The following is a 654-nucleotide window of genomic DNA, read 5'->3' as shown; positions in this document are numbered from 1 at the left end:
GGCTAAAGCCGCACGTTCGTTTTTCCTCCCCCGGCTAAAGCACGGGGGTTTCCAAACGTATCGGAGGTTATCATGACATTAACAGTTCGCGTGATTTCACCAGACAAAACCGTCTGGGATTCTCAGGCTGAGGAAGTGATTCTGCCGAGTACCACAGGACAACTGGGGATTCTCAGCGAACACGCTCCTTTGTTAACCGCCCTTGATGTCGGCGTGATGCGGGTGCGCGCTGAAAAAGACTGGGTGGCGATCGCCCTGATGGGTGGGTTTGCAGAAGTGGAACAAAACGAAGTCACCATCTTGGTTAATGGTGCGGAACGCGGCGAAGCGATCGACCTCGAAAGCGCTCGTCAAGCGTATTCAGATGCCGAAACTCGGCTGAATAACGCCCTCAACGGCACCCGTCAAGAGCAAATTCAGGCCAAGCAAGCCCTCAAGCGCGCTAGAGCGCGGATGCAAGCCGCCGGCGGTATGGCTTAAATTGTTTGCAATTTCAACGCTTCCATCGAAGCGAGACGCCTGTAATTTGCATCAATTGTCAACTTCTGCGGGCTGAAGTCACGCAGCTTGGAGGGCTCAACCTCTAACTAAGAGTTGGCGCTTACCAGAGCCAAAAACGATAACACCTCCGGGTATTTCCCTAGCCCGGACTAT

Annotated in this window: 1 protein-coding gene; it reads left to right on the top strand. The window is 53.7% G+C overall.

Annotation, left to right across the window (positions count from 1 at the left end):
* Positions 1-72 precede the first annotated feature (72 nt).
* Complete coding sequence (gene atpC, locus LKK83_RS00715; RefSeq protein ID WP_324628806.1) at positions 73-480, top strand: ATP synthase F1 subunit epsilon; 408 nt, start codon at positions 73-75, stop codon at positions 478-480.
* The last annotated feature ends 174 nt before the right edge of the window (positions 481-654 follow it).

Origin of the sequence: Phormidium sp. CCY1219 (genome assembly GCF_035615515.1) — a bacterium.
In the GTDB taxonomy this organism is placed as follows: domain Bacteria; phylum Cyanobacteriota; class Cyanobacteriia; order Cyanobacteriales; family Laspinemataceae; genus CCY1219.
This window is presented reverse-complemented; position numbering and strand designations above follow the sequence as displayed.

What these genes read in the sequence shown, in the direction of transcription:
- atpC (WP_324628806.1), top strand. Translation starts at nt 73, where the DNA reads ATGACATTAACAGTTCGCGTGATTTCACCAGACAAAACCGTCTGGGAT.